Source organism: Citrobacter sp. CRE-46 (assembly GCF_059615875.1).
Genome location: NZ_CM184341.1, coordinates 3,534,245 through 3,555,100, shown reverse-complemented (window position 1 = coordinate 3,555,100; position 20,856 = coordinate 3,534,245). Strand labels below are relative to the sequence as shown.

Sequence of the window (20,856 nt, the reverse complement as noted above, 5' to 3'; positions counted from 1 at the left end):
CTATCATTTATAGTAACGACAAATACTCATTGAAAAACATGTTGTTAACATGGTGTTCACTAGTCATCGTAGTGTTAAACACCATTAACAACAAATTTGAAAATTGATTTAAATCAAAGTTTAAAACTTGGAAAACATCGTCAAAAGAGGTTAAATTGCTGCAGATCAAATTGGTCTGAAAGTGGTAAATTAGCTATAAATTGATCACTATCGAAAAATGCAAATTTGTCTCGATAAAAACCTGTTTATTGTAAGGATTTTACGGCGTAATATAATTGCGGGATCAATTTGAGTGTTTTATTAACATGTTTGTAACCTTTCATCATTGTCTTTTCTTCAAATGAGAAGAATGAACGGCGGCGGAAGGAAGCAGATAAATTTGTATTGGGGCATGCGTGTGACCCTTTCTAACGGGGTTCACTCTCGGAGTCTTCATGCGATGAGCAAGGAGTCATGATGTTAGATATAGTCGAACTGTCGCGCTTACAGTTTGCCTTGACCGCGATGTACCACTTCCTGTTTGTGCCACTGACGCTCGGTATGGCGTTCTTGCTGGCCATTATGGAAACGGTCTACGTCCTTTCCGGCAAACAGATTTATAAAGATATGACCAAGTTCTGGGGCAAGTTGTTTGGTATCAACTTCGCTCTGGGTGTGGCTACCGGTCTGACCATGGAGTTCCAGTTCGGGACTAACTGGTCTTACTATTCCCACTATGTAGGGGATATTTTCGGTGCGCCGCTGGCTATCGAAGGTTTGATGGCCTTCTTCCTCGAATCCACCTTTGTAGGTCTGTTCTTCTTCGGTTGGGACCGTTTGGGTAAAGTCCAGCATATGTGCGTCACCTGGCTGGTGGCACTGGGTTCTAACCTGTCCGCATTGTGGATTCTGGTAGCGAACGGCTGGATGCAAAACCCAATCGCTGCGGATTTCAACTTCGAAACCATGCGTATGGAGATGCTGAGCTTCTCCGAACTGGTGCTCAACCCGGTTGCCCAGGTGAAATTTGTTCACACGGTGGCGTCAGGGTATGTCACTGGCGCGATGTTCATTCTTGGCATCAGTGCTTATTACATGCTGAAAGGCCGTGACTTTGCGTTCGCAAAACGCTCCTTCGCGATTGCTGCCAGCTTTGGTATGGCGGCTGTGCTGTCTGTTATCGTGCTGGGTGATGAATCCGGTTACGAAATGGGCGACGTACAGAAAACTAAACTCGCCGCTATTGAAGCTGAGTGGGAAACTCAACCTGCTCCTGCTGCGTTTACCTTGTTCGGTATTCCCGACCAGGATAAACAAGAAAACAAATTTGCGATTCAAATTCCTTATGCGCTGGGCATCATTGCCACCCGTTCTGTTGATACACCGGTCATTGGTCTGAAAGACCTGATGGCGCAGCATGAAGAGCGTATCCGTAACGGGATGAAGGCGTATCAGCTGCTGGAAGAATTGCGTGCGGGGTCGACCGATCAGGCTGTTCGTGACCAGTTCAACAGCATGAAGAAAGATTTGGGTTATGGTCTGCTGCTGAAACGCTATACGGACAACGTCACCGACGCAACCGAAGCGCAAATTCAACAGGCAACGAAAGATTCTATCCCTCGCGTTGCGCCGCTGTATTTCGCTTTCCGTATCATGGTGGCATGTGGCTTCTTGCTGCTGGCCATTATTGCGCTTTCCTTCTGGAGCGTCATTCGTAACCGTATCGGTGAGAAAAAATGGCTGCTGCGTGCCGCGCTGTACGGTATTCCACTGCCGTGGATTGCTGTAGAAGCAGGTTGGTTTGTCGCCGAATATGGCCGACAACCATGGGCAATCGGCGAAGTATTACCAACGGCGGTGGCAAACTCATCGTTGACAGTAGGCGATCTGCTGTTCTCCATGATCCTGATTTGTGGCCTGTATACCCTGTTCCTGGTGGCAGAATTGTTCTTAATGTTCAAGTTTGCACGCCTCGGCCCGAGCAGCCTGAAAACCGGTCGCTATCACTTTGAGCAGTCCAATGTGACTTCTCAGCCGGCACGCTAAGACAGGAGTCGTCAAATGATCGATTATGAAGTATTGCGTTTTGTCTGGTGGCTGTTGGTCGGCATTCTGCTGATTGGTTTTGCGGTCACTGATGGCTTCGACATGGGGGTGGGCATGCTCACCCGTTTCCTCGGTCGTAATGATACCGAGCGTCGAATTATGATTAACTCCATCGCCCCGCACTGGGACGGTAACCAGGTTTGGCTCATCACCGCGGGTGGCGCTCTGTTCGCTGCCTGGCCGATGGTGTATGCCGCTGCGTTCTCTGGTTTCTATGTGGCGATGGTTCTGGTACTGGCGTCTTTATTCTTCCGTCCGGTCGGTTTTGATTACCGTTCCAAGATTGAAGACACTCGTTGGCGTAACATGTGGGACTGGGGCATTTTCATTGGTAGCTTTGTTCCGCCGTTGGTCATTGGCGTGGCGTTCGGTAACCTGTTGCAGGGCGTACCGTTCCATATCGATGAGTACCTGCGTCTGTACTACACCGGTAACTTCTTCCAGTTGCTGAATCCGTTTGGTCTGCTGGCAGGTATCGTGAGCGTTGGAATGATCATCACCCAGGGCGCGACCTACCTGCAGATGCGTACGGTTGGTGAACTGCACCTGCGTACGCGTACCACCGCGCAGGTAGCGGCGCTGGTGACTCTGGTCTGCTTCGCGCTGGCCGGCGTGTGGGTGATTTACGGTATTGACGGTTATGTTGTGACCTCTGCAGTGGATCATCATGCCGCCTCTAACCCGCTGACCAAAGAAGTGGCGCGTGTTGCTGGCGCATGGATGGTGAACTTTAATAATGCACCTATTCTGTGGCTGGTTCCTGCACTGGGCGTGGTTCTGCCGCTGTTGACCATCCTGACTTCTCGTATGGAGAAAGGGGCATGGGCGTTCGTCTTCTCCTCACTGACGTTAGCCTGCATCATCCTGACTGCCGGTATCGCAATGTTCCCGTTTGTGATGCCATCCAGCACCATGATGAACGCGAGTCTGACCATGTGGGATGCGACTTCCAGTCAGCTGACGCTGAACGTGATGACTTATGTGGCACTGGTGTTTGTACCGATCATTCTCATCTACACCACCTGGTGTTACTGGAAAATGTTTGGTCGCATCACCAAAGAAGATATTGAACGTAACACCCATTCTCTGTACTAAGTAAGGAGCTAAATATGTGGTATTTCGCATGGATTCTGGGAACGCTTCTTGCCTGTGCATTTGGGATAATCACAGCCCTGGCGCTTGAGCACGTTGAATCAGGCAAAGCCGGACAAGAAGAAAGCTGATGATCAACCTTATCGCGATGGTTTATGCGGTAATGGACAAGCGCCCCTTGCGGGCGCTTTCCTTTGTGCTGGCAATCGTGTTGGCTGGCTGCATATTCTGGGACCCGTCACGTTTCGCGGCCAAAACCAGTGAGCTTGAAATCTGGCATGGTTTTCTGCTGATGTGGGCTGTCTGCGCTGGCATCATTCACGGCGTTGGCTTTCGTCCTCGCGCGGTGCACTGGCAGGGCATCTTCTGCCCGCTGATCGCGGATATCGTCCTCGTTGTTGGTCTGATTTTCTTCTTCTTTTGAATAAGAAACATCCTTAAATATTTATGGGCTTGCATAAGCCCATAATTTTTTACTCTCCGTTTACTTTCCCCCATTCCAAAGCACCATTCCCGCGCGTATAGTAGCGAAGTTTGAAAGCACTAACCTTTTGTTGCATTACCGGGATGTACAGTGAAGACAGCGCGATATACAACGACATTCTTGATGCATCGCGGCGGCAAAAACGCGAGTCACCAGGCGCTTACCAGGGTAAGCAACGGGTGTGAGTGGACGAAGCCAACAAAGAGGCAGTAAGAATGAATAAGTATATGTTTCGATGGCCGGTTCGTGTCTACTATGAAGACACTGATGCCGGTGGGGTGGTTTACCACGCCAGCTACGTCGCTTTTTATGAAAGAGCACGCACAGAGATGCTGCGTCATCATCACTTCAGTCAGCAGGTGCTGCTGGCAGAGCGCGTAGCCTTTGTGGTGCGCAAGATGACTCTTGAGTATTTTGCGCCTGCGCGGCTCGACGATATGCTCGAAGTCCAAACCGAAATTACGTCAATGCGTGGCACCTCATTGGTTTTCACGCAACGCATTGTCAACGCAGAGAACACCGTGCTGAATGAAGCCGAAGTTCTGATTGTTTGCGTTGATCCACTCAAAATGAAGCCTCGTGCGCTTCCCAAGTCTATTGTCGCGGAGTTTAAGCAGTGACTGACATGAATATCCTTGATTTGTTCCTGAAGGCAAGCCTTCTGGTTAAACTTATCATGTTGATTTTGATTGGTTTCTCAATCGCATCCTGGGCCATTATTATCCAGCGGACCCGTATTCTGAATGCCGCTTCACGTGAAGCAGAAGCATTTGAAGACAAGTTCTGGTCTGGTATTGAGTTGTCACGCCTGTATCAGGAAAGTCAGGGGCGTCGTGATAATTTGGCGGGATCGGAACAAATTTTTTATAGCGGATTCAAAGAATTTGCGCGTTTGCACAGGGCCAATAGCCATGCGCCGGAAGCGGTCGTTGAGGGGGCATCCCGTGCGATGCGAATCTCGATGAACCGTGAACTGGAAACGCTGGAAACACATATTCCATTCCTCGGCACCGTCGGCTCCATCAGTCCGTATATCGGTCTGTTCGGTACCGTTTGGGGGATCATGCACGCGTTTATCGCGCTGGGCGCGGTAAAACAGGCAACGCTGCAAATGGTCGCACCGGGTATCGCGGAAGCGTTGATTGCGACGGCTATCGGTCTGTTTGCGGCAATCCCGGCGGTTATGGCTTACAACCGACTGAATCAGCGCGTGAACAAGCTGGAACTGAATTACGACAACTTTATGGAAGAGTTTACCGCGATTCTGCACCGCCAGGCGTTTACCGTTAGCGAGAGCAACAAGGGGTAAGCCATGGCCAGAACGCGTGGACGAGGTCGTCGCGAACTTAAGTCCGAAATCAATATTGTACCGCTGCTCGACGTACTGCTGGTGCTGCTGCTGATCTTTATGGCAACCGCGCCGATCATTACCCAGAGTGTGGAAGTCGATCTGCCGGATGCGACCGAATCGCAAGCCGTCAGCAGTAACGACGAACCTCCGGTCATTATTGAAGTTTCCGGTATTGGGCAATACAGCGTGGTGGTTGAAAAAGATCGTATGGATCAACTGCCGCCGGAGCAGGTTATTGCAGAAGCGAAAAGCCGCCTGCAGACCAATCCGAAAACGGTCTTTTTAATCGGTGGTGCGAAAGACGTGCCTTATGATGAAATAATTAAAGCGCTGAACTTGTTACACAGTGCAGGTGTGAAATCGGTTGGCTTGATGACGCAGCCAATCTGATGTCTGCGTATTGCTGGCTTGAAAGATAGCGCGTAACAGGCGAACAGTTTTTTGGGAACCGAGAGTGTCAAAGGCAACCGAACAAAACGACAAGCTCAAAAGGGCGATAATTATTTCAGCGGTGCTGCATGTCATTTTATTTGCAGCGCTGATCTGGAGTTCGTTCGATGAGCACATTGATGCTTCAGCCGGCGGCGGTGGCGGTTCGTCCATCGACGCCGTTATGGTTGATCCTGGCGCCGTTGTGCAACAGTACGACAGGCAGCAGCAACAGCAGGCAAGTGCGAAACGTGCAGAAGAGCAGCGTGAAAAACAGGCGCAGCAACAGGCTGAAGAACTTCGCGAGAAACAGGCCGCTGAGCAAGAGCGCCTGAAGCAGCTGGAAAAAGAACGTTTAGCCGCGCAGGAAAAAGTGCGCGAACAAGCGGAACAGCAGAAACAGGCTGAAGCTGCCGCCGCGAAAGCGCAAGAGCAGCAGAAACAGGCTGAAGAAGCTGCGGCGAAGGCTGCTGCAGACGCGAAGGCCAAGGCGGATGCACAGGCGAAACAAGCGGCAGATGCCGCGAAGAAAGCCGCTGCGGACGCACAGAAAAAAGCTGAGGCTGAAGCCGCTAAAGCCGCCGCTGATGCGAAGAAAGTTGCCGAAGCACAAGCCGCTAAGGCTGCCGCAGACGCCGCGAAGAAAGCCCAGGCTGAAGCTGCTAAGCAAGCTGCAGCAGAAAAAGCTGCCGCCGAAAAAGCAGAAAAAGCCGCTGCCGCAAAAGCAGCAGCTGCTGAAAAAGCGGCGGCTGAAAAGAAAGCTGCTGCGGAAAAAGCCGCTGCAGACAAGAAAGCTGCCGCTGACAAAGCTGCTGCAGACAAGAAAGCTGCCGCTGACAAAGCTGCTGCTGACAAGAAAGCTGCGGCAGATAAAGCCGCTGCTGCGAAAAAAGCGGCTGCTGAGAAGGCCGCTGCGGCCTCGGGCGTTGACGACCTGTTGGGTGACTTAAGCTCCGGTAAGAATGCGCCGAAATCAGGTGGTGGAGCGAAAGGAAACGGTCAGCCGGCGAAAGATAGTGGTACAAGTGGTGCAAATGGCGGCGCATCTGGCGCTGATATCAGTGCTTACGCCTCTCAAATTCGTAATGCGATCCAGAGCCGTCTGTATGGTGCTGATTTGTATGCGGGCAAATCTTGCGTACTACATATCAAGTTAGCACCCGATGGTCTGTTACTGGATGTGACCGAAGAGGGCGGCGATCCGGCATTGTGCCAGGCTGCACTGACGGCTGCGAAAACAGCCAGAATTCCTAAACCGCCTAGCCAGGCTGTTTATGAAAAAGTAAAAGATGCCAAACTGGACTTTAAACTGTAATAACAACCCCTGAGAAATCGGGGGAAACAGTCTAAGGTTGAGACAGAGTTCTGGTAGTTTTGTGTATTTGAGTTTGTTAACATTCTGCTAAATTATCGTGGGCGTTCCGTCCAGATAAGGGAGATATGATGAAGCAGGCATTACGAGTAGCATTTGGTTTTCTGATGCTGTGGGCAGCAGTGCTGCATGCAGAAGTACGTATCGAGATCACCCAGGGGGTGGACTCGGCACGCCCGATTGGCGTTGTCCCATTCAAGTGGGCAGGGCCGGGTGCTGCACCTGAAGATATCGGTGGTATCGTTGGCGCTGACCTGCGTAACAGCGGTAAATTTAACCCATTAGACCGTTCTCGTCTGCCGCAGCAGCCGGGCACCGCGGCGGAAGTTCAACCTGCTGCATGGTCTGCGCTGGGTATTGATGCCGTCGTGGTCGGGCAGGTAACGCCGAATCCGGATGGCTCCTACAGCGTGGCTTATCAACTGGTAGATACCGGCGGCGCGCCGGGTACCGTACTGGCGCAGAACACCTATAAAGTGAACAAGCAATGGCTGCGTTACGCGGGCCATACTGCCAGTGACGAAGTATTTGAAAAACTGACCGGTATTAAGGGCGCATTCCGTACCCGTATCGCGTATGTTGTCCAGACCAACGGCGGTCAGTTCCCGTACGAATTACGCGTGTCCGACTACGATGGTTACAACCAGTTCGTGGTACACCGTTCTCCGCAGCCGCTGATGTCTCCGGCGTGGTCTCCGGACGGTTCAAAACTGGCTTACGTGACCTTCGAAAGCGGTCGTTCTGCGCTGGTTATTCAGACGTTGTCTAACGGCGCTGTTCGTCAGGTCGCTTCTTTCCCGCGTCACAACGGCGCACCTGCGTTTTCTCCGGATGGCAGCAAACTGGCGTTTGCCCTGTCTAAAACCGGTAGCCTGAACCTGTATGTTATGGACATTGGTTCTGGTCAAATCCGTCAGGTGACGGATGGTCGCAGCAACAACACTGAACCTACCTGGTTCCCGGACAGCCAGAATCTGGCCTTTACTTCTGACCAGGCCGGTCGTCCGCAGGTATACAAAGTTAACGTCAACGGCGGTGCTCCGCAGCGTATTACCTGGGAAGGTTCGCAAAACCAGGATGCGGATGTGAGCAGCGACGGTAAATTTATGGTAATGGTAAGCTCGGCTAACGGTCAGCAACACATTGCCAAACAAGATCTGGTAGCGGGTGGCGTACAAGTTCTGTCGTCAACGTTCCTGGATGAAACGCCAAGTCTGGCACCTAACGGCACTATGGTAATCTACAGCTCTTCTCAGGGGATGGGATCCGTGCTGAATTTGGTTTCTACAGATGGGCGTTTCAAAGCGCGTCTTCCGGCAACTGATGGTCAGGTTAAATTCCCTGCCTGGTCGCCGTATCTGTGATAATAAATAATTGATTAATAAAGGAATCATTGAAATGCAACTGAACAAAGTGCTGAAAGGGCTGATGATTGCTCTGCCTGTTATGGCTATTGCGGCATGTTCTTCTAACAAGAACGCCAGCAATGACGGCAGCGAAGGCATGCTGGGTGCCGGCACTGGTATGGATGCAAACGGCAGCGGCAACATGTCTTCTGAAGAGCAAGCGCGTCTTCAGATGCAGCAGCTGCAGCAGAACAACATCGTTTACTTCGATCTGGACAAGTACGATATCCGTTCTGACTTCGCTGCAATGCTGGATGCGCACGCTAACTTCCTGCGTAGCAACCCGTCTTACAAAGTCACCGTAGAAGGTCATGCGGACGAACGTGGTACTCCTGAGTACAACATTTCCCTGGGTGAGCGTCGTGCAAACGCCGTTAAGATGTACCTGCAGGGTAAAGGCGTTTCTGCTGACCAGATCTCCATCGTTTCTTACGGTAAAGAAAAACCTGCAGTACTGGGTCATGACGAAGCGGCTTACTCCAAAAACCGTCGTGCCGTACTGGTTTACTAAGAGAATTGCATGAGCAGTAACTTCAGACATCATCTGTTGAGTCTGTCGTTACTGGTTGGCATAGCGGCCCCCTGGGCCGCTTTTGCACAGGCGCCAATCAGTAGTGTCGGCTCAGGCTCGGTCGAAGACCGTGTCACTCAACTCGAGCGTATTTCTAACGCTCACAGTCAGCTTTTAACCCAACTCCAGCAACAACTCTCCGATAATCAGTCCGATATTGACTCTCTGCGTGGTCAAATTCAGGAAAATCAGTATCAACTGAATCAGGTTGTTGAACGTCAGAAACAGATATTGCTGCAGATGAATAATCTTGGCAGCGGTAGCGCGCCTGCGGCGCAGTCTGCGGGTGGGGATCAGAGCGGGGCGGCGACCCCTGCGCCTGATGCGGGGGCTGCGGCAACGTCAGGGGCTCCGGCACAAACTGGCGATGCGAATACCGATTACAATGCAGCAATCGCCCTGGTACAGGATAAATCCCGTCAGGATGACGCGATTGAAGCATTTCAGAACTTCATCAAAAAGTACCCGGACTCTACTTACCTGCCAAATGCCAATTATTGGCTGGGTCAGTTGAATTACAACAAGGGTAAAAAAGATGATGCCGCGTTCTATTTCGCTTCGGTAGTTAAAAACTTCCCAAAATCACCTAAGGCTGCAGACGCGATGTATAAAGTCGGCGTCATCATGCAGGACAAAGGCGACACAGCAAAAGCTAAAGCGGTTTATCAGCAGGTTATCACTAAATATCCTGGCACTGATGGCGCGAAACAAGCGCAAAAACGCCTTAACGCGATGTAATGACCACCATGCGACCAGAAATCGTGTTATTTCTGGTCGCGTCGTGTGATTCCTAAGCAGTTGAGTTATTTACCTCGAAATTTTTGTTGCGCTAAAATCTGAAATCAGTAATATATGCCGCCGTTGCCAAGGGATATCAAACAGCCTGAAAGCGGCGAAAAAAGTGGGTCGTTAGCTCAGTTGGTAGAGCAGTTGACTTTTAATCAATTGGTCGCAGGTTCGAATCCTGCACGACCCACCAATCGTTCTGGTGGAACGCGATAGTAAAACGTGAAGGATAACGTTGCGTAAGCAACGGCCCGTAGGGCGAGACGAAGTCGAGTCATCCTGCACGACCCACCACTAACTCAGTTAGTAAGTAGTATCCAGCGTAGTATCGGGTGATTAGCTCAGCTGGGAGAGCACCTCCCTTACAAGGAGGGGGTCGGCGGTTCGATCCCGTCATCACCCACCACTCGGGGCGTTAGCTCAGTTGGTAGAGCAGTTGACTTTTAATCAATTGGTCGCAGGTTCGAATCCTGCACGCCCCACCAACTTTAACATCGTACTCAGATGTTAAACGTGAAGGATAACGTTGCTTTAGCAACGGCCCGCCAGGGCGAGACGAAGTCGAGTCATCCTGCACGCCCCACCAATTCCTGGTGGTTCCGAGTAAAATTTTTTCAGGTGACATCCGAGCGGGTCGTTAGCTCAGTTGGTAGAGCAGTTGACTTTTAATCAATTGGTCGCAGGTTCGAATCCTGCACGACCCACCATCCTGAAAGTATAAAGAAGTAAACCCCATAAGGGGGCGTTAGCTCAGTTGGTAGAGCAGTTGACTTTTAATCAATTGGTCGCAGGTTCGAATCCTGCACGCCCCACCAGTGTAAAAAGGCGCCCTAAAGGCGCCTTTTTGCTATCTGCAATATGAAAGATTCGAACCTGCAGCAGGTTCGGGTCGAACGTAGTGAGACAACGGAGCCGTTTACGGCGACGACCCGAAGGGCGAGTGAAGCGAGTCATCCTGCACGCCCCACCAGTGTAAAAGAGGGCGCTGGCGGCGTCTTTTTGCTATCTGCAATATGAAAGATTCGAACCTGCTTGCCTGATGCGCTTCGTTTATCAGGCTTACGGGTACCAAATGTAGGCCGGATAAGACGCCAGTCACCATCCGGTACTCATCACACGCAATTATTGTGACTTTTCTGCACTAATCCGCTATCTTGTTTAGCATATAAAACAAACTAAACCGAATATGGCGTGTGTCACGCTTTTAATCGGTTATTTCGTTAAGCCAGTAAAACGAGAAAGCAAGATGAGCGTGATGTTTGATCCTGAAGCTGCAATTTATCCATTTCCGCCGAAGCCAGCACCGCTGAGTGCGGACGAAAAACAATTTTACCGTGAAAAAATCAAGCGCCTGCTGAAAGAGCGTGATGCCGTTATGGTCGCGCACTATTACACCGATCCTGAAATCCAACAGTTGGCCGAAGAGACCGGCGGCTGTATTTCTGATTCTCTGGAGATGGCGCGGTTCGGCTCAAAACATCCCGCTTCTACGCTGTTGGTTGCGGGCGTGAGATTTATGGGAGAAACCGCCAAAATTCTCAGCCCGGAAAAGACCATCCTGATGCCAACCCTGCAGGCAGAATGTTCATTAGATCTGGGTTGTCCGATTGATGCGTTCAGCGCGTTTTGCGACGCGCATCCGGATCGCACCGTAGTGGTTTACGCCAATACCTCAGCAGCAGTTAAAGCTCGTGCCGACTGGGTCGTGACCTCCAGTATTGCGGTTGAACTTATTGAGCATCTTGATAGTTTGGGTGAAAAAATCATCTGGGCCCCGGACAGACATCTGGGCAACTACGTGCAAAAACAGACCGGTGCAGACGTTCTTTGTTGGCAGGGGGCGTGTATCGTCCACGACGAGTTTAAAACTCAGGCTTTAACACGCATGAAAGCGCTTTACCCCAATGCCGCCGTGCTGGTGCATCCGGAGTCCCCTCAGTCCATCGTTGATATGGCCGATGCGGTCGGGTCAACCAGCCAGTTAATCAACGCAGCAAAATCGTTACCGCACCAGCAACTGATAGTGGCGACAGACCGGGGTATTTTTTACAAAATGCAGCAAGCTGTTCCTGATAAAGAGTTGCTTGAAGCGCCAACGGCAGGCGAGGGGGCAACCTGTCGCAGTTGCGCGCATTGTCCGTGGATGGCGATGAACGGCCTCAAGGCGATTGCTGAGGGTCTGGAGCAAGGGGGGACTGCTCACGAGATACATGTAGATGCAGCGCTGCGAGAAGGTGCATTGCTGCCGTTAAACCGCATGTTGGAATTTGCGGCTACACTTCGGGCTTAAGTAATTTATTTGCTCTGGGGGAAAAGATGGACTTTTTTAGCACGCAGAACATTCTGGTACATATTCCGATCGGTGCGGGCGGTTACGATCTGTCGTGGATCGAAGCCGTGGGGACGATCGCCGGGTTATTGTGTATTGGCCTGGCGAGCCTTGAGAAAATCAGTAATTACGTCTTCGGACTGATAAACGTCACGCTGTTTGCGATTATCTTCTTTCAGATCCAGCTCTATGCCAGTCTGTTGCTGCAGGTTTTCTTTTTTGCCGCGAATATCTACGGCTGGTATGCCTGGTCCCGGCAAACCAACCAGCATGAGGCAGAGTTGAAAATACGCTGGTTGCCGTTACCGAAAGCGATCGGTTGGCTGGCTGCTTGCGTGGTGGCGATTGGCCTGATGTCGGTCTATATCGATCCGGTGTTTGCCTTTTTGACGCGTATTGCCGTGAACATTATGCAGGGGCTGGGATTACAGGTAGCGGCTCCAGAGTTGCAACCCGATGCATTCCCGTTCTGGGATTCCTGCATGATGGTGTTGTCGATTGTGGCGATGATCCTGATGACGCGCAAATACGTTGAAAACTGGCTGTTGTGGGTGATCATTAACGTCATTAGCGTAGTGATCTTTGCTCTGCAAGGCGTATATGCCATGTCACTGGAATATATGATCCTGACGGTTATCGCCCTGAACGGAAGCAGGTTGTGGATTAACAGCGCGCGTGAGCGGGGTTCCCACGCGCTGTCCCATTAATGGTGATGATGTGCATGGCCGGACACGCCCTGATACAGGTGGCAGTCCGGCCCATTGCACGGCTGATATTCCATCTGGATCGTGGCGTGTTCAATCTGGTAGTGATGAATCAGGAAATGTTGAATACGCTCCAGCAGCGCGTCGTGATCGTGCGGCGGGACCACCTGCACATGCAGCGTCATGACCGGTTTTTCACCTACCATCCAGACGTGTACATGATGCACATTGCGAACTTCGGGGATATCCCGGCTGAGATGGCGCTGCAATGCGGCAATATCCAATGTAAGCGGAGCGCCTTCCAGTAATTCATTGACGCTATCTTTCAATAACCGCCAGGCGCTACGCAGTACCAGCACGGAAACCAGAATCGAGAGAATTGGGTCCGCTGGCGTCCAGCCCGTCCAGATAATAATCAGCGCAGCGATGATTGCTCCAACCGAGCCGAGCAAATCGCCCATTACGTGTAGCGCTGCGGCGCGGACGTTAAGGTTTTTCTCTTCACTGCCGCGATGTAAAACCCAAAAAGCGAGCACGTTCGCCAGTAAACCCGCGACAGCAATGATCATCATCATGCCGCCCGCAACGGGACGTGGCGTATGGAAGCGCTCAATCGCCTCCCAGACGATTAAAATGGTGATCACAACCAATGCGATGGCGTTAACAAACGCGGCTAATGTTGTGAGTCTCAACCAGCCGAAAGTGTGCCGTATAGTGGGCGGGCGTCTGGAGAATTGGACCGCCAGCAGGGCAAATAGAAGCGCGGCGGCATCTGTGAGCATATGTCCGGCATCAGCCAGTAACGCCAGCGAGCCTGAAATAATTCCACCCACCACTTCAACCAGCATAAATCCGGCTGTAATGCAGAATGCGAAAAGCAATCTGCGGGCATTATTGTCCTTAGGTTGCTCAGGGGAAGTATGAGTATGTGAGTGCGCCATTATGCCATCCCTTTGTTATTCTCACCTTTACTGTATGTCATGATACCGTTTTTGGGATGATAAAATTAAAAAGGAGAGCTATTGCTCTCCCGTTATTAGCTTTATTTTCAGCGTTACTGGGTAGTACCGTCAGTTTTGGTGTCGGCATCATTATTGATGCCGTTTCCGGTCTCAACTTTTTTATTCACATCCGGGCAGCGTCCGTCCTTACACATGGTGTTTTTATGCACCTCGTCTTTGGTCATTCCTTCATGGTTCATTGATGAACCGTCCGGATGCAGCATTGTGCCACCCGAATTCACGTTGTTGTTATCGACATTATTTGGCGCAACGTTTTCGTGCGCGTCTGGCGCGACTTGACCGGCATCTGCCGCGGAATTAGCCTGGCCGTTATTCGACTGCGTGTTGGTGTCAGCTGCGAGCGCCGCGCCGCTGGCGAGGCTGAGTGTGGCCGTCAAAAAGAGTGAAGTCAGCTTTGTCATATGCATATTATGCTCCTGTTATGATTGAGATGTCGGATAACGTCTTCCAACAGTGCATGTGCCAGTACATCAGCAGGACATGGTTAATAGTTTTGCTATGCAAATTAAAACCAGCATAGAATCTTGAAATTTATGAGAATTTAAGCTGTTGCAGTTATAAATTGTAGTCTGGATCTCTTTTTTCGCTACTTTATTGCGTTTTTTTGGCCTATTCCAGGATTAATCCGTCCAAAGTGTAAAACCCCGTTTACACTTTATGACTGAAGATATAGATTGGAGGGATTGCATTCATTTATATAAGTATGGCAACGCTGGAATAATCATGAATTATCAGAACGACGATTTACGCATTAAAGAGATCAACGAATTATTACCCCCGGTCGCACTGCTGGAAAAATTCCCCGCTACTGAAAATGCCGCCAATACGGTGGCGCATGCCCGTAAGGCGATTCATAAAATTCTCAAAGGCAGTGACGATCGTCTGCTGGTGGTGATTGGGCCGTGTTCTATTCATGATCCGGCAGCGGCTAAAGAGTATGCCGCTCGCTTGCTGGCGCTACGTGAAGAGTTAAAAGGCGAACTTGAAATCGTCATGCGCGTCTATTTTGAAAAACCGCGTACTACCGTAGGCTGGAAAGGACTTATCAACGATCCGCACATGGATAACAGCTTCCAGATCAACGACGGTCTGCGCATTGCCCGTAAACTGCTGCTGGATATCAACGACAGTGGTTTGCCGGCCGCAGGCGAGTTCCTGGATATGATCACCCCACAATATCTTGCCGATCTTATGAGCTGGGGCGCGATTGGCGCACGTACTACAGAATCTCAGGTACACCGTGAATTGGCGTCAGGTTTGTCCTGCCCGGTTGGTTTTAAAAACGGTACTGATGGCACCATCAAAGTCGCCATTGATGCAATCAATGCTGCCGGGGCGCCGCATTGCTTCCTGTCTGTAACCAAATGGGGCCATTCGGCGATTGTGAATACCAGCGGTAATGGCGATTGCCATATCATTCTGCGCGGCGGCAAAGAGCCGAACTACAGCGCTCAGCACGTTACCGACGTGAAAGAAGGTTTGGTCAAAGCGGGGCTTTCTCCGCAGGTGATGATCGACTTTAGCCATGCCAACTCCAGCAAGCAGTTCAAAAAGCAGATGGATGTTGCGAAAGACGTTTGCGGGCAGGTTGCCGGTGGCGAAAAAGCAATTATTGGCGTGATGATTGAAAGCCATCTGGTTGAAGGTAATCAGAACCCGGATAGTGGTGAACCCCTGACCTACGGCAAGAGCATCACCGATGCCTGCATTGGCTGGGAAGATACCGATGCGGTGTTACGCCAGTTGGCGGAAGCGGTAAAAGCGCGCCGCGGGTAAAAAACTTATCCGGGTTAGCCTCGGTAGGCCGGATAAGGCAACGCCGCCATCCGGCAATAAAAAAAGCGTGGAGCATTCCACGCTATTTATTGGGAGCGAAAAAGTTACTTCGCTTTACCCTGGTTAGCAACGGCTGCGGCTTTTGCCGCGATCTCGTCAGCGTTACCCAGATAGTAGTGTTTAATCGGCTTAAAGTTTTCGTCAAACTCATACACCAGCGGTACGCCGGTCGGGATGTTCAGTTCGAGGATTTCATCTTCGCTCATGTTATCCAGGTACTTCACCAGCGCGCGCAGGGAGTTACCGTGAGCAGCGATAATTACGCGCTCACCGCTTTTCATACGCGGCAGAATGGTTTCGTTCCAGTAAGGAATCACGCGATCGATAGTCAGCGCCAGGCTTTCGGTGAGCGGCAGTTCTTTGTCAGTCAGTTTGGCATAACGCGGGTCGTGACCCGGATAACGCTCGTCATCTTTGGTCAGTTCCGGCGGGGTGACCGCAAAGCCGCGACGCCATTGCTTAACCTGCTCGTCACCGTATTTTTCAGCGGTTTCTGCTTTGTTCAGACCCTGTAGCGCGCCGTAATGACGCTCGTTCAGTTTCCAGGATTTCTCAACTGGCAGCCAGGCCTGATCCAGTTCGTCCAGGACGTTCCATAGGGTATGGATGGCACGTTTCAGCACAGAGGTATAGGCAAAATCAAAGCTATAGCCTTCCTCTTTCAGCAGCTTACCGGCCGCTTTTGCTTCACCTACGCCTTTCTCGGACAGATCAACGTCATACCAACCGGTAAAACGGTTTTCGTTGTTCCACTGACTTTCACCGTGTCGTACCAGAACCAGCTTAGTTACAGCCATACACTCACTCCTATCAATCATATTTAATGATAATAATTCTCATTATATTGCCGTAATGAGTCAGCGGCAATGCTTACGCATAACCATAGCGAAAATAGCGCCACAGTGTAAGGTTCTTGTGAACTCAAGGTTGCGATTTTGTCTTTGGATGATGGGGGGGGAGCGGGTTTACTGCGGAAAACAAACAACAGGCCCGATAAATTTATGCTATCGGGCCTGTCAGGATGAACTGTCAGGCAGGAATAAACTGATATTCCGTCACGCTGGCATACTCTTCACCCGGATGCAGGAAGCAGTCCGGCTGTGGCCATTCCGGATGGTTCGGGCTGTCTGGCAGAAACTCACTTTCCAGCGCCAGACCTTGCCAGTCTTCATAGGCCTCCGGCCCACGTGAAGGCGTACCGCCAAGGAAGTTTCCTGAGTAAAACTGCAATGCCGGGGCTGAGGTGTAAACCACCATCTGCAGTTTTTCATCCTGAGACCAAACCTGAGCCGCCGGAGTACGCGCATTGCCTTGTGCCTGGAGCAGGAAGGCGTGATCGTAACCTTTTACCTTGCGCTGATCGTCATCGGCCAGAAATTCGCTGGCGATGATTTTCGGGGAACGGAAATCAAAAGTGCTTCCGGCGACGGATTTCAGCCCGTCATGCGGGATGCCCATTTCGTCTACGGGTAAATACTCGTCCGCCAGAATTTGCAGCTTGTGCTGGCGCACATCCGTTTTGTCACCGTCGAGATTAAAATAGACATGATTCGTCAGATTTACCGGGCAGGGCTTATCAACCGTGGCACGGTAGGTTATCGAAATCCGATTATCGTCAGTCAGGCGATACTGCGCGGTGGCGCAAAGATTACCAGGGAAACCCTGGTCGCCATCGTCAGACGTTAAGGCAAACAGCACCTGACGGTCATTCTGATTCACTATCTGCCAGCGACGTTTGTCGAAACCGTTCGGTCCGCCGTGCAGTTGGTTATCACCCTGGCTTGGCAGCAATTCAATGGTTTCGCCGTCAAAGGTATAGCGGCTGTTGGCGATACGGTTAGCGTAGCGGCCAATGGAAGCCCCCAGAAACGCAGCCTGTTCCGGGTACTGCTCCGGACTGGCGCAACCGAGCAGGGCTTCGCGCACACTACCATCGCTAAGTGGAATACGCGCAGAGAGCAGCGTTGCGCCCCAGTCCATGAGCGTGACCACCATCCCCGCGTCGTTACGCAGGGTAAGCAGGCGGAACGGCTGACCGTCGGGCGCCATTACGGGAATTTCGTTTAACATTGTCCGGCTCCTTGTGAAGGTTTACAGACGTAAAATGTTTCTTTAATACCGGTTTTAGCTTCGTACTGTTCGGCGACAGCCTGCTGCACGGCAGGCACCAGATCTTGCGGGATCAGCGCCACAATACAGCCCCCGAAGCCGCCGCCTGTCATACGAACACCACCTTTATCGCCGATGGTTGCTTTGACAATCTCAACCAGTGTATCAATTTGCGGCACGGTAATTTCAAAGTCATCGCGCATTGAAGCGTGAGATTCCGCCATCAGCTGACCCATGCGTAACAGGTCGCCTTTTTCCAGCGCATTCGCAGCTTCCACGGTACGCGCGTTTTCCGTGATCACGTGACGAACGCGTTTGGCGACAATCGGATCCAGTTCGTGAGCAACTGCGCTAAAGGTTTCAAAGCTGACATCACGCAGAGCAGGTTGCTGGAAGAAACGCGCCCCGGTTTCACACTGTTCGCGACGGGTGTTGTACTCGCTACCCACCAACGTACGTTTAAAATTGCTGTTGATGATTACCACCGCCACGCCTTCAGGCATGGAAACGGCTTTGGTGCCCAGCGTACGGCAGTCGATCAGCAGCGCATGATCTTTCTTGCCAAGCGCGGAGATCAACTGATCCATAATGCCGCAGTTGCAGCCGACAAACTGGTTTTCAGCTTCCTGGCCGTTCAGAGCAATCTGCGCCCCGTCGAGCGGCAGATGATAAAGCTGCTGGAACACGGTGCCTACCGCCACTTCCAGCGAAGCCGAAGAGCTTAAGCCTGCGCCCTGAGGCACATTACCGCTGATCACCAGATCCGCGCCGCCAAAGGCGTTATTACGCTTTTGCAGATGCTTCACCACGCCACGCACGTAGTTTGACCACTGCTGGCTGTCATGAGCGATAATTGGCGCGTCCAGAGAGAACTCGTCCATTTGATTATCGTAGTCAGCCGCGATAACGCGAACTTTTCTGTCATCGCGTGTCGCACAGCTAATCACGGTTTGATAGTCGATAGCGCAGGGCAGAACGAATCCGTCGTTATAATCGGTATGTTCGCCAATCAGGTTTACACGGCCCGGAGCCTGAATAGTATGGGTGGCAGGGTAGCCAAATGTTTCAGCAAACAGAGATTGTGTTTTTTCTTTCAGACTCATTATTTAAACTCCGGATTCGCGAAAATGGATGTCGCTGACCGCACGCAGTCGTTCAGCCGCTTGTTCTGCTGTCAGGTCGCGCTGGGTTTCCGCCAGCATTTCGTAACCGACCATAAATTTGCGCACGGTTGCCGAACGCAGCAGCGGCGGATAAAAGTGTGCGTGCAACTGCCAGTGTTGGTTTTCTTCACCGTTAAACGGTGCGCCGTGCCAGCCCATGGAGTAAGGGAATGAGCACTGGAACAGGTTGTCGTAACGACTGGTCAGTTTTTTCAACGCCAGCGCCAGATCAGCGCGCTGTTCGTCGGTCAAATCGGTGATACGCAGGACATGCGCTTTTGGCAGCAGTAGCGTTTCGAACGGCCATGCCGCCCAGTAGGGCACGACTGCCAGCCAGTGTTCTGTTTCAACGACCGTCCGGCTACCATCCGCCAGTTCACGCTGGACGTAATCAAGGAGCATTGGCGCGCCCTGTTCGGCGAAGTACGCTTTTTGCAGGCGATCTTCACGTTCGGCTTCGTTGGGCAGAAAGCTATTGGCCCAAATCTGTCCGTGCGGATGGGGGTTCGAACACCCCATTGCCGCGCCTTTATTCTCAAAGACCTGCACCCAGGGATAGGTTTTGCCTAAATCTGCCGTCTGTTCCTGCCACGTTTTCACGATTTCTGTTAGCGCAGGCACGCTGAGTTCCGGCAGCGTTTTGCTGTGATCGGGCGAAAAGCAAATCACGCGGCTGGTACCGCGCGCGCTCTGACAGCGCATTAACGGATCGTTGCTGTCCGGCGCGTCCGGGGTATCGGACATCAGCGCGGCAAAGTCGTTAGTAAAAACATAGGTCCCGGTGTAATCCGGGTTTTTATCGCCGGTAACACGTGTATTGCCTGCACACAGGAAGCAGTCCGGGTCATGTGCGGGTAGAACCTGCTTAGATGGTGTTTCCTGCGCCCCTTGCCAGGGGCGTTTTGCACGATGTGGTGAGACGAGGATCCACTGCCCGGTGAGCGGGTTAAAACGGCGGTGTGGATGATCGACAGGATTGAATTGCGTCATGATTGATCCTTAATCCGTATATCCCTGCGGATGGCGTGATTGCCAGTGCCAGGTGTCTTGCGCCATTTCATCCAGGGTGCGAGTTACGCGCCAGTTGAGCTCGCGATCGGCTTTACTGGCATCTGCCCAGTAGGCCGGAAGATCGCCATCACGACGCGGGGCAAAATGGTAATTCACCGGTTTACCGCAGGCTTTACTGAAGGCGTTGACCACATCCAGCACGCTGCTGCCGATGCCCGCCCCGAGGTTGTAAATATGCACGCCCTGTTTGCCCGCCAGTTTTTCCATCGCGGCGACGTGGCCATCTGCGAGATCCATGACGTGGATATAGTCGCGAACGCCGGTGCCATCTTCGGTAGGGTAGTCGTTGCCAAATATGGCAAGGGACTCGCGGCGGCCAACGGCAACCTGTGCGATGTAAGGCATCAGGTTGTTTGGAATACCTTGCGGGTCTTCACCCATATCGCCTGACGGATGCGCGCCAACCGGGTTGAAGTAGCGCAGTAAGGCGATACTCCAGTCGGGCTGTGCTTTTTGCAGATCGGTCAGGATCTGTTCAACCATCAGCTTACTTTTGCCATACGGGCTTTGTGGTGTGCCGGTGGGGAAACTTTCAACGTAAGGAATTTGCGGTTGATCGCCATAGACGGTCGCGGAGGAGCTGAAAATGAAGTTTTTCACGTTAGCGGCGCGCATGGCATTCACCAGACGCAGCGTCCCGTTGACGTTGTTGTCATAGTATTCCAGCGGCTTGGCAACGGACTCGCCAACGGCTTTTAACCCGGCAAAATGGATGACCGTGTCAATGGCATGATCGTGCAGAATTTCGGTTATCAGCGCTTCGTTACGAATATCCCCTTCCACGAAAGTCGGGTGCTTGCCCCCTAAACGCTCGATGACGGGCAGAACGCTGCGCTTGCTGTTGCAGAGGTTATCCAGGATCACCACCTCGTGACCGTTTTTCAGCAACTGCACGCAAGTGTGGCTTCCTATGTAACCGCTACCACCTGTAACCAATACTCTCATAATTCGCTCCGTTAAGCCTATGGTATGCAATAACCATAGCATACCAAAGATGCGAAAAGTGTGACATGGAATAAATTAGTGGAATCGTTTACACGGTGATG

The 20,856-nt window shown here is 51.7% G+C and carries 21 protein-coding genes, 5 tRNA genes and 1 other RNA gene; 20 read left to right on the top strand and 7 right to left on the bottom strand.

The window, feature by feature from the left end; genetic code table 11:
- Positions 1–456: 456 nt before the first annotated feature.
- The 19 genes from cydA (at position 457) to pnuC (ending at position 12,612) form a co-directional block, all read left to right on the top strand.
- Entirely contained in the window at positions 457–2,025 is a 1,569-nt protein-coding gene (cydA, locus tag AC534G_RS17450) for a cytochrome ubiquinol oxidase subunit I (RefSeq protein ID WP_038638936.1), read from the top strand.
- 15 nt (positions 2,026–2,040) lie between these two features.
- Positions 2,041–3,180, top strand: a complete 1,140-nt coding sequence (cydB, locus tag AC534G_RS17445; protein WP_038638939.1) for a cytochrome d ubiquinol oxidase subunit II — start codon at positions 2,041–2,043, stop codon at positions 3,178–3,180.
- 14 nt (positions 3,181–3,194) lie between these two features.
- Positions 3,195–3,308 carry a cytochrome bd-I oxidase subunit CydX gene (gene cydX, locus AC534G_RS17440; protein WP_061381940.1) on the top strand — a complete coding sequence of 38 codons (114 nt, stop codon included), beginning with the start codon at positions 3,195–3,197 and terminating at the stop codon, positions 3,306–3,308.
- Complete coding sequence (gene ybgE, locus AC534G_RS17435; RefSeq protein ID WP_038638940.1) at positions 3,308–3,601, top strand: cyd operon protein YbgE; 294 nt, start codon at positions 3,308–3,310, stop codon at positions 3,599–3,601. The genes cydX and ybgE overlap by 1 nt, the downstream gene beginning before the upstream one ends.
- A 275-nt stretch (positions 3,602–3,876) precedes the next feature.
- Positions 3,877–4,281 carry a tol-pal system-associated acyl-CoA thioesterase gene (ybgC, locus tag AC534G_RS17430; protein ID WP_003831439.1) on the top strand — a complete coding sequence of 135 codons (405 nt, stop codon included), beginning with the start codon at positions 3,877–3,879 and terminating at the stop codon, positions 4,279–4,281.
- On the top strand, positions 4,278–4,970 hold the full coding sequence (gene tolQ / locus AC534G_RS17425) for a Tol-Pal system protein TolQ (RefSeq protein WP_003022976.1): 693 nt from the start codon (positions 4,278–4,280) through the stop codon (positions 4,968–4,970). The genes ybgC and tolQ overlap by 4 nt, the downstream gene beginning before the upstream one ends.
- Before the next feature lie 3 nt (positions 4,971–4,973).
- Positions 4,974–5,402, top strand: a complete 429-nt coding sequence (gene tolR, locus AC534G_RS17420) for a colicin uptake protein TolR (protein ID WP_003022978.1) — start codon at positions 4,974–4,976, stop codon at positions 5,400–5,402.
- Between the two features lie 64 nt (positions 5,403–5,466).
- A complete protein-coding gene (gene tolA / locus AC534G_RS17415; RefSeq protein WP_110498551.1) occupies positions 5,467–6,756 on the top strand; it encodes a cell envelope integrity protein TolA in 1,290 nt (429 codons plus the stop codon).
- Positions 6,757–6,884: 128 nt separating this feature from the next.
- Positions 6,885–8,177: a Tol-Pal system beta propeller repeat protein TolB gene (gene tolB / locus AC534G_RS17410; protein WP_110498550.1), complete on the top strand. Its 1,293-nt coding sequence runs from the start codon at positions 6,885–6,887 to the stop codon at positions 8,175–8,177.
- 34 nt (positions 8,178–8,211) lie between these two features.
- Positions 8,212–8,730: a peptidoglycan-associated lipoprotein Pal gene (gene pal, locus AC534G_RS17405; RefSeq protein ID WP_006685431.1), complete on the top strand. Its 519-nt coding sequence runs from the start codon at positions 8,212–8,214 to the stop codon at positions 8,728–8,730.
- Positions 8,731–8,739: 9 nt separating this feature from the next.
- Positions 8,740–9,528 carry a cell division protein CpoB gene (cpoB, locus tag AC534G_RS17400; protein ID WP_038638952.1) on the top strand — a complete coding sequence of 263 codons (789 nt, stop codon included), beginning with the start codon at positions 8,740–8,742 and terminating at the stop codon, positions 9,526–9,528.
- Between the two features lie 165 nt (positions 9,529–9,693).
- Positions 9,694–9,769: transfer RNA gene (locus AC534G_RS17395), tRNA-Lys, on the top strand.
- 137 nt (positions 9,770–9,906) lie between these two features.
- Positions 9,907–9,982 (top strand) — tRNA-Val (locus AC534G_RS17390).
- A gap of 3 nt (positions 9,983–9,985) precedes the next feature.
- Positions 9,986–10,061 (top strand) — tRNA-Lys (locus AC534G_RS17385).
- A gap of 146 nt (positions 10,062–10,207) precedes the next feature.
- Positions 10,208–10,283 (top strand) — tRNA-Lys (locus AC534G_RS17380).
- Positions 10,284–10,315: 32 nt separating this feature from the next.
- Positions 10,316–10,391: transfer RNA gene (locus AC534G_RS17375), tRNA-Lys, on the top strand.
- 29 nt (positions 10,392–10,420) lie between these two features.
- Positions 10,421–10,546, top strand: a non-coding RNA gene (locus AC534G_RS17370) — RtT sRNA.
- Positions 10,547–10,822: 276 nt separating this feature from the next.
- On the top strand, positions 10,823–11,866 hold the full coding sequence (gene nadA, locus AC534G_RS17365) for a quinolinate synthase NadA (RefSeq protein WP_085047486.1): 1,044 nt from the start codon (positions 10,823–10,825) through the stop codon (positions 11,864–11,866).
- Positions 11,867–11,892: 26 nt separating this feature from the next.
- Positions 11,893–12,612, top strand: coding sequence for a nicotinamide riboside transporter PnuC (gene pnuC, locus AC534G_RS17360; RefSeq protein WP_038638959.1), 720 nt, complete (start codon positions 11,893–11,895; stop codon positions 12,610–12,612).
- On the opposite strand, the gene zitB is transcribed toward pnuC, so the two are convergent.
- Both zitB and AC534G_RS17350 read right to left on the bottom strand, forming a co-directional pair.
- Positions 12,609–13,550: a CDF family zinc transporter ZitB gene (zitB, locus tag AC534G_RS17355; protein WP_069323184.1), complete on the bottom strand. Its 942-nt coding sequence runs from the start codon at positions 13,548–13,550 to the stop codon at positions 12,609–12,611. The two genes, pnuC and zitB, sit on opposite strands and share 4 nt — an antisense overlap.
- A 113-nt stretch (positions 13,551–13,663) precedes the next feature.
- Positions 13,664–14,038 carry a YbgS-like family protein gene (locus AC534G_RS17350; RefSeq protein ID WP_110498549.1) on the bottom strand — a complete coding sequence of 125 codons (375 nt, stop codon included), beginning with the start codon at positions 14,036–14,038 and terminating at the stop codon, positions 13,664–13,666.
- Between the two features lie 316 nt (positions 14,039–14,354).
- Here AC534G_RS17350 and aroG point away from each other — a divergent pair, with 316 nt between their 5' ends.
- Complete coding sequence (gene aroG / locus AC534G_RS17345) at positions 14,355–15,407, top strand: 3-deoxy-7-phosphoheptulonate synthase AroG (protein WP_110498548.1); 1,053 nt, start codon at positions 14,355–14,357, stop codon at positions 15,405–15,407.
- Positions 15,408–15,511: 104 nt separating this feature from the next.
- Here the strand turns inward: aroG and gpmA are convergent, their stop codons facing one another.
- From gpmA to galE, 5 genes are all read right to left on the bottom strand, one after another.
- Positions 15,512–16,264 (bottom strand): 2,3-diphosphoglycerate-dependent phosphoglycerate mutase, encoded by a 753-nt coding sequence (gene gpmA / locus AC534G_RS17340; RefSeq protein WP_038638971.1) that lies wholly within the window; start codon positions 16,262–16,264, stop codon positions 15,512–15,514.
- Between the two features lie 232 nt (positions 16,265–16,496).
- Positions 16,497–17,537: a galactose-1-epimerase gene (galM, locus tag AC534G_RS17335; RefSeq protein ID WP_069323186.1), complete on the bottom strand. Its 1,041-nt coding sequence runs from the start codon at positions 17,535–17,537 to the stop codon at positions 16,497–16,499.
- Positions 17,531–18,679, bottom strand: a complete 1,149-nt coding sequence (gene galK / locus AC534G_RS17330; RefSeq protein ID WP_038638977.1) for a galactokinase — start codon at positions 18,677–18,679, stop codon at positions 17,531–17,533. Before galK ends, galM begins: the two co-directional genes overlap by 7 nt.
- Before the next feature lie 3 nt (positions 18,680–18,682).
- A complete protein-coding gene (gene galT, locus AC534G_RS17325) occupies positions 18,683–19,729 on the bottom strand; it encodes a galactose-1-phosphate uridylyltransferase (protein ID WP_069323188.1) in 1,047 nt (348 codons plus the stop codon).
- A 9-nt stretch (positions 19,730–19,738) separates the two neighbouring features.
- On the bottom strand, positions 19,739–20,755 hold the full coding sequence (gene galE / locus AC534G_RS17320) for a UDP-glucose 4-epimerase GalE (RefSeq protein ID WP_038638984.1): 1,017 nt from the start codon (positions 20,753–20,755) through the stop codon (positions 19,739–19,741).
- Positions 20,756–20,856 lie beyond the last annotated feature (101 nt).